The sequence below is a fragment of the Acidisoma sp. C75 genome, from assembly GCF_054665095.1.
In genome coordinates, this window is sequence record NZ_BAAFHD010000008.1 from 226,971 (window position 1) to 234,809 (window position 7,839).

Genomic DNA, 7,839 nt, shown 5'->3' on the forward strand with positions numbered 1-7,839 from the left:
GCCCGATGAACCAGGCCGGTTTCCCGATCCTTTCGCTGCTCACCTTCCTGCCGCTGGCGGGCGTGGTGGTGCTGCTCTTCCAGCGCGGCGAGGACGAGGCCGCGGCGAACGCCGCCCGGTGGACGGCGCTGTGGACGAGCCTCATCGTCTTCGTCCTCAGCCTCATCCTGTGGTTCGGCTTCGACAAGTCGGTCCCCGGCTTCCAGTTCGTCGAATATCTGCCCTGGCTGCCGCAATACGGGGTGGACTATCGCATGGGGGTGGACGGCATCAGCGTGATGTTCGTGCTGATCTCGACGGCGCTGACCCCGATCGCGATCCTCTCGGCCTGGAAAACGCAAGGTCGCGCGCGGGAATACATGATCGCCTTCCTGGCGCTCGAAACCACCATGATCGGCCTCTTCTGCGCGCTCGACTTCGTGCTGTTCTTCGTCTTCTTCGAGGCCGTGCTCATCCCGATGTTCGTGATGATCGGCGTTTGGGGCGGGGAGCGGCGGCGCCCGGCGGCGATCAAGTTCTTCCTCTTCATGTTCGCGGGCTCGATGCTGATGCTGCTCGGCCTGCTCGCCATCTGGTTCCATGACGGGACGACGAGCATCCCGGCAATGATGCGCATGCCGCTGCCGGCTTCCTTGCAGTTCTGGCTCTTCCTCGCCTTCCTCGCCGCCTTCGCCGTGAAGATCCCGATCTGGCCGGTGCATACCTGGCTGATCGACGCGCATCGCGAGGCGCCGATCGCGGGATCGGTGCTGCTCGCGGGCGTGCTCGCCAATATGGGCGGCTACGGCTTCCTGCGCTTCTCGGTGCCGCTGCTGCCGCAGGCGAGTGCGGAGCTTGCGCCGCTGATGTTCGCGCTCGCCGTCGTCGCCATCATCTACACCTCGATCGCGGCCCTGGTGCAGCGCGACCTCCTGAAGTTCTGCGCCTATTCCTCGATCGGCCATATGGCGATTGCCGTCGTCGGCATCTTCACCTTCTCGGTGCAGGGGATCGAGGGCTCGCTCTTCCGCATGCTTTCCCACGGCGTCATCACCGCCGCCCTCTTCATCTGCGTCGGCGTGCTGATGGATCGCACGCGAAGCCAGAGCATGGATGGGTTCGGCGGCCTCGCGCGCAGCATGCCCTTCTACGCGCTGCTCTTCATGATCTTCGTGATGGGCACGGTGGGCCTGCCCGGCACGGCGGCCTTCATCGGCGAAATCCTCGTCATCGTGGCGGCGCTCAAGGTCAATTTCTGGGTGGCGCTGCTCACCGGCAGCACGCTCATCCTCAGCGCCATCTATACCCTTGTGATGTATCGCCAGGTGGTGTTCGGCGCGGTCGAGCGGCCGGAGATGGCGAAGATGCCCGATCTCGGCGGGCGGGAGATCGCCATGCTGGTGCCGCTCGTGATCCTCACGCTCTGGATGGGGATTTACCCCTCCAGCTTCTCGACCTTCTTCGACGCGACGGCGACCGCCATGGCCCATGCCCATGGGCTGGCCATGGCATCGCCACCCGCCGCGCACCTCGCCTCGGCCGCAGGCACGGGCACCGTTATGGCCGGGGGGGCCAACTGATGAACTGGCTTATCGCATTTCCGGAGATCGCCCTCTCGGTCTTCGCCATGGCGATCCTGCTCGCCGGGGCCTTTACCCGCGCCACGGCTGCCTTCCAGCTCGCCAGCATGCTCTCGCTGGGCGCGCTGCTGCTGACCGTGGGGTTCGTGGTCATCTCCCCGGTGGGCCATGGCTATGAGGGGCTCTTCATCGCGGATGCCTTCAGCCGCTTCTGCCAGATCCTCATTCTCGCCGCGGCGGGCCTTGCCATCGTCCTCTCGCTCGATTTCAACATGCGTGAAGAGGGGATGGCGCGCTTCGAATTCCCCGTGCTGATCCTCTTCGCCACGATCGGCATGATGATCATGGTGGGTGCCACCAACCTCATGACGCTCTATCTCGGGCTCGAGATGCAATCCCTCGCGCTCTACGTCCTCGCCGCTTTCGCGCGCGATCAGCTGCGCTCGGCGGAAGCCGGGCTCAAATATTTCGTGCTCGGCTCGCTCGCTTCCGGCCTGCTGCTCTATGGCCTGTCGCTGACCTACGGCTTTTCGGGGACGACCGATTTCGTCCATATCGAACTTGCACTCGGCAGCGGGGCGCCCTCCACCGGGCTCGTCATCGGCATGGTCTTCGTGCTCGTCGGCCTCGTCTTCAAGATCGCCGCCGTGCCCTTCCACATGTGGTCCCCGGATGTCTATGAGGGCGCGCCGACCTCGGTGACGGCGCTGCTCGGCTCGGCACCGAAGGTGGCGGCGCTCGCGCTGCTCATCCGCGTGATGGGCGGGCCCTTCGGCCATCTCATGCAGGATTGGCGGCTGCTCATCGAGATCATCGCCATCGCCTCGCTTATCCTCGGCGCGCTGGCGCCGCTGGTGCAGACCAATCTCAAGCGGCTGATGGCCTATTCGGCGATCGGGCATGTCGGCTACGCCCTCATGGGTCTGGCCGCCGGCACCGCCGGGGGGGCGAGTGCCACGCTCATCTATCTCGCGACCTATGTGTTCATGACGCTCGGCGCCTTCGGCGTCATCCTCGCCATGCGCAAGGATGGCCGGCCGGTGGAAAAGATCTCGGACCTTGCCGGCCTCGGCCAGCATGACGGCGCGCTCGCGCTTGCCATGACCGTCTTCATGCTGAGCATGGCGGGCGTGCCGCCCTTCTCGGGCTTCTTCGGCAAGCTCTACGTCTTCCTCGCCGCGACCGGCAGCGGCCTCTGGACGCTCGCGGTGATCGGCGTGATCACCAGCGTGATCGGCGCCTTCTACTACCTGCGTATCGTCAAGATCATGTATTTCGATAGTGCGGCGCTCGCTTTCGATCGCCGGGCCCCCTCGCTTTCCTTCGGCGTGGCGGCGGCCGGCATCATCACCGTCTTCTTCATCCTGGTGCTGGGGCCGATGACGGCCGCGGCGCAGGCCGCCGCCTCGGCTCTCTTGGGTTGAGGGGCGAGGAGGGCACCCCTCCGCTTCACCTGCCGGCTGGATACAGGCTGCTGGAGGAGGGGATCATCGCCTCGACCTCCGATGCTTGTATCGCGCGGGCGCGGATGGGCGAGGCGGATGGTCTGGCCATTCTCGCCGAAGGGCAGACGGCGGCGCGCGGCAGCCGTGGGCGCGGCTGGACCGGGGCGCCGGGCAATCTCTATTTCTCGGTGCTGCTCCGGCCACGAAACGCGGTGGAGGCGGAGGCGTCCGGTGCCGGGCGATGGGCGCTCCTCGCCGGCATCGCCTTCATCGAGGCTTTACGCGCTTTCGCCGCCGAGCCCGCGGCGCTCTCCCTCAAATGGCCGAACGACGTGCTCGGGGAGGGTGCCAAGCTCGGCGGGATTCTCGTCGATGCCGCCTTCACGGGTGAGCCGCCGGGCAGGCTCGATTGGCTGGTGATCGGCTTCGGCGCCAATCTGGCCGCAGCCCCCGCCGTGCCGGGGCGCGCGACCGCGATGCTGGCAGCAGCGGGCGGCAGGCCACCGGGGCCGCCGGCGGTTGCCGCCCGGCTGCTCTCCCGGATCGACCATTGGCGCCAGGTGCTGGCGGCGGAGGGCTTCGCCCCGCTGCGCGCCGCCTGGCTCGCCGCTGGCCATCCGCTCGGCACGCCCCTTCGCATCAGGGATGCGCAGGGCGAGCGGGAGGGGCTCTTTGGCGGGCTCTCTGCCGGGGGCGCTCTCCTGCTACAAGCGCCCGGCGGTGAGATGGTTGCCCTCTCCACAGGCGAGGTTTTGTTAGGGCAGGGAGGTCAGGCGCCATGCTACTCGTGATCGACGCCGGCAACACCAATATCGTCATGGCGGTGCATGATGGCGAGACCTGGCGCGGCACCTGGCGCATCTCGACCGATGCGCAGCGCACCTCCGACGAATATGCCGTCTGGCTGACGACGCTGCTGCGCCATAGCGGGATCGAGCCTGCCGCCATCACCCGCGCGGTCATCGGCATCGTGGTGCCGGCCGCGCTTTATCACCTCCGCCGCCTCTGCCGCGAATGGTTCATGGTCGAGCCGCTCATCGCCTCCGCCGAACTCGACTGGGGGTTTCAGATCCTGACCGACAGCCCGGCCGAGGTGGGGGCGGACCGCCTGCTCAATACGCTGGCCTCCCATCAGCGTTATGGTGGCCCGCTGGTCGTTGTGGATTTCGGAACCGCCACCAATTTCGATGTGGTGGACTCTGACGGTAATTTCATCGGCGGCATCATCTCGCCCGGCGTCAATCTCTCGATCGAGGCGCTGCATCGGGCGGCCGCGCGGCTGCCGCGCATCGCGATCGGGCGGCCGCAGGTGGTGATCGGCCGTTCTACCGTGCCGGCCATGCGGTCCGGCATCTTTTGGGGTTATGTCGGCATGGTCGAAGGGCTCGTCCAGCGCATCCGCGGCGAGTTCGCCCAGAGCCTGAAAGTGATCGCGACGGGCGGGCTCGCCCCGCTCTTCGCCGAAGGCACGACGATTTTCGAAGCGATCGATCCCGATCTCACGCTGGAGGGGATGCGTTTGTTGGCGCTGCGCAACCCGGCTCCCAGCCTCGCCCAAGACTGGAAGCGCCAGCCCACAGGAGATTGATCAAGGACTGATTCCTGATGTTTGAAGATGACGACGATCTGGCCTTCCTTCCGCTTGGGGGGACCGGCGAGATCGGCATGAATTTCAACCTCTACCGCTGCCGCGGGCAGTGGCTGGCGGTGGATTGCGGCCTGGGTTTCGGGGGGCCGGAAAGCCCCGAGGTGGATGTGATGGTGCCCGATCCGGGCTTCATCGCGGAGCGGCGGGACAAGCTCCTCGCCCTCATCATCACCCATGCGCATGAGGACCATATCGGCGCCGTCGCCTGGCTCTGGCGGCAGCTACGCTGCCCGGTCTATGCGACGCCCTTCGCCGCCGCCGTGCTGCGGCGGAAGCTTGCGGAAGCCGGCTTGCTCGCGGAAGTGCCGCTCCATGTCGTGCTGCCCGGCGCGCGGCTGACGCTTGGCGCCTTCGAGATCGAGTTCGTCGCCATGACGCATTCGATCCCGGAAGCCCAGGCGCTCGCCATCCGCACGCCCTTTGGCCTCGTGCTGCATAGCGGGGATTGGAAGCTCGACCCGGACCCGGTGGTGGGCGGGCTGACGGACGAGGCGGCCCTTCGCCGCTTCGGCGATCAGGGCGTGCTCGCGATGATCTGCGACTCGACCAATGCCACCGTCGAAGGCCATTCCGGCTCGGAGGCCGAGGTGCGGCGGGCGCTGCCCGAGCTGATCCGCCATCTCAGCGGCCGCGTGGCGGTGACCTGCTTCGCGAGCAACGTCGCGCGGCTCGAGAGCATCGGGCTTGCCGCCAAGGCGGCCGGCCGCCAGGTGGCGATCGCGGGCCGTTCCTTGCGCAATATCGAGGCGGCGGCGCGGGAATGCGGCTATCTCGCCGATCTGCCGCCCTTCCTGTCGGAAGATGCGGCGGCCGACGTGCCGGACGACAACCTGCTGCTGATCCTCTCCGGCAGCCAGGGCGAGGCGCGGAGCGCGATGTCGCGCGTCGCTTCCGATACGCATCCCCGCATCGCGCTCGGCGAAGGCGATACCGTGATCTTCTCGAGCCGCGTGATCCCCGGCAATGAGCGGGCGATCAACCTCGTGCAGGACAATCTTGCCCGGCGTGGGGTGCGGCTGATGACCGAGGAGGACCATCTGGTCCATGTCTCGGGCCATCCGGCGCGGGACGAGTTGCGGCGGATCTACGGCATGGTGCGGCCGATTCATGCCGTGCCGGTGCATGGCGAGTGGCGGCACCTCACGGCCCATGCGGGCCTTGCCCGCGAGGCGGGGGCGAAGCCGCTGATGCTGGAGGATGGCGATATCCTGCGCCTCGCCCCTGGCACGCCGCAGATCGTGGATAGCGCGCCCGTTGGGCGACTGGCGGTGGATGGCAATCGCCTGGTGCCGATGACCGGCGGCGTGATGGGCGCGCGGCGGCGCATGCTCTTCAACGGCGTGGTGGTGGCAAGCCTTGCGGTCGACCAAGGCGGCCGCGTGCTCGGCCAGCCGCAGCTTTCGGCGCCCGGCCTGTTCGAAGCCGAGGATGCCGAGACCAGCCGCATGGTGGCGGAATTCAGTGCCGCGATCGGTGAATTGCCGGCGCCGATTCGGCGGGACGATTTCTCGCTGCTCGAATCGGCGCGCGCGGCGCTGCGGCGCGTCGTCGGGCGGCGGGTGCAGAAGCGGCCGCTGGTCGATGTCCATCTGATGCGGATCGGCAGCTGACGCAGCAGCGCCGAGGCTGAGCAGAGCAGGGGGCGGGCGCCTTTCCGCCGTCCCCTGGCCGTGCCTGCCGCAGCTGGGGGCGGGCTCAAATCACCGCAAGGCGCGCAGCGCAGGGCGGTATTCCGGCGGCGGCGGGTCTTTCGGGCAAGAGCCCCCTTGCGGCGCCCGGCAAGTGCCGTTAGGTAAGCGGCCATCGGAACCGTGGGCGCATAGCTCAGCGGGAGAGCACCACCTTGACACGGTGGGGGTCACAGGTTCAATCCCTGTTGCGCCCACCACGGTTCCCCTTTCTCCCTTTCATGAAAAATTTGGTGTGATCGCCCGCAACCTGCGGCTGTGATCTGCTGCGCTCTGGCGTAGCGGTGCGGTTGATGGCAGGGTGCGATTGGGTTCGTTTCGGAATCGGTTGGCGGGTTAACGAGATTCTGCGGCCAAACCGGAAAGCTTTTGATTTTCCATTCGAATTAACTGATGACTGGCGAGAAAGCTTACAATTAGCTTAACGGCCATCGAAAAATACCACCAAAGGTTGTGTTTGTTATTGACTTCTACACGCTACGGTAGCACCCTGAGCCTACAACCTGGAGGTGTAGTCCGATGCGCGTTCTTCTTGTCGACAATGATGCCCAGGCCGTCGCGGTGATCCAACGGGCACTGAAGGCGAGCGGGGCGGTACTCGAACATGTCGAGACTGGCGAGGAAGCGTTTCAACTCGCCAAGCGCTACGATTACGACGCCATGATCATGGATGTGATGCTGCCGGACACTGACGGCTACGAGGTGATCCGCAAGCTGCGCTGGGCCTCGATCAATATCCCGATCCTGGTGCTCTCCAGCCTCACCCGCCCCCAGGCCAAGGTGAAGGCCTTCTCGCTTGGCGCGGATGATTTCCTGGCCCGGCCCTTCGACGAGGCCGAGCTCGGCGCCCGCATCCAGGCCCTGGTGCGCCGCTCCAAGGGGCTCAGCCACTCGCGCATCACCGTGGGCGCCATCCAGCTCGACATGGATTCGAACGTCGTGACGGTGGATGGGCAGCCGGTGCATCTGACGGAGAAGGAATATCGCATCCTGGAACTGCTGTTCCTGCGCAGCGGCAGTATCGTGACGAAGGAATCCTTCCTCAACCACCTTTATAGCGGCACCGACGAGCCGGACATCAAGATCATCGATGTCTTCGTCTGCAAGCTCCGCCGCAAGTTGACCCAGGCGGGGGCGGAGGACGTGATCACCACGGTCTGGGGCCGGGGCTACATTGTGCGGGACGCGGTGGCGAGCAGCCAGCCGGTGCCGCGGGTGGCACCGGGGCTGCAAACGGTGCCGGCCTGATCACGCGGTATCTGCGCCGGCGCTCTGGCGCCGGATGGCAAGGCGCTTTATGGAGAAGGGGCGTGCGGATGGGTGGCCGAGCGGTTTAAGGCAGCGGTCTTGAAAACCGCCATACGTGTAAGCGTATCGTGGGTTCGAATCCCACCCCATCCGCCAGTTCGGAACTGTGTCCAGTCTGGACAGATAGGTAACACCTTGTTCCTAAGAGATGGGTGACAACCTCGTGCCGAACGGGTTGTCGATGGGTTGCA

Annotated in this window: 6 protein-coding genes and 2 tRNA genes; all 8 read left to right on the forward strand. The window is 66.3% G+C overall.

Features of this window, described 5'->3' with window-relative positions:
• Nucleotides 1–5 precede the first annotated feature (5 nt).
• Nucleotides 6–1,559 (forward strand): NADH-quinone oxidoreductase subunit M, encoded by a 1,554-nt coding sequence (locus ACYQ7X_RS12635; RefSeq protein ID WP_459697388.1) that lies wholly within the window; start codon nucleotides 6–8, stop codon nucleotides 1,557–1,559.
• Nucleotides 1,559–2,983: an NADH-quinone oxidoreductase subunit NuoN gene (nuoN, locus tag ACYQ7X_RS12640; RefSeq protein ID WP_459697389.1), complete on the forward strand. Its 1,425-nt coding sequence runs from the start codon at nucleotides 1,559–1,561 to the stop codon at nucleotides 2,981–2,983. Before ACYQ7X_RS12635 ends, nuoN begins: the two co-directional genes overlap by 1 nt.
• Complete coding sequence (locus tag ACYQ7X_RS12645; RefSeq protein ID WP_459697391.1) at nucleotides 2,980–3,795, forward strand: biotin--[acetyl-CoA-carboxylase] ligase; 816 nt, start codon at nucleotides 2,980–2,982, stop codon at nucleotides 3,793–3,795. The genes nuoN and ACYQ7X_RS12645 overlap by 4 nt, the downstream gene beginning before the upstream one ends.
• On the forward strand, nucleotides 3,783–4,592 hold the full coding sequence (locus ACYQ7X_RS12650) for a type III pantothenate kinase (RefSeq protein WP_459697392.1): 810 nt from the start codon (nucleotides 3,783–3,785) through the stop codon (nucleotides 4,590–4,592). Before ACYQ7X_RS12645 ends, ACYQ7X_RS12650 begins: the two co-directional genes overlap by 13 nt.
• A gap of 17 nt (nucleotides 4,593–4,609) precedes the next feature.
• A complete protein-coding gene (locus ACYQ7X_RS12655) occupies nucleotides 4,610–6,262 on the forward strand; it encodes a ribonuclease J (RefSeq protein WP_459697393.1) in 1,653 nt (550 codons plus the stop codon).
• Nucleotides 6,263–6,465: 203 nt separating this feature from the next.
• A tRNA-Val gene (locus ACYQ7X_RS12660) sits at nucleotides 6,466–6,540 on the forward strand.
• Between the two features lie 319 nt (nucleotides 6,541–6,859).
• Nucleotides 6,860–7,588, forward strand: coding sequence for a response regulator transcription factor (locus ACYQ7X_RS12665; RefSeq protein WP_459697394.1), 729 nt, complete (start codon nucleotides 6,860–6,862; stop codon nucleotides 7,586–7,588).
• A 66-nt stretch (nucleotides 7,589–7,654) separates the two neighbouring features.
• Nucleotides 7,655–7,744 (forward strand) — tRNA-Ser (locus ACYQ7X_RS12670).
• The last annotated feature ends 95 nt before the right edge of the window (nucleotides 7,745–7,839 follow it).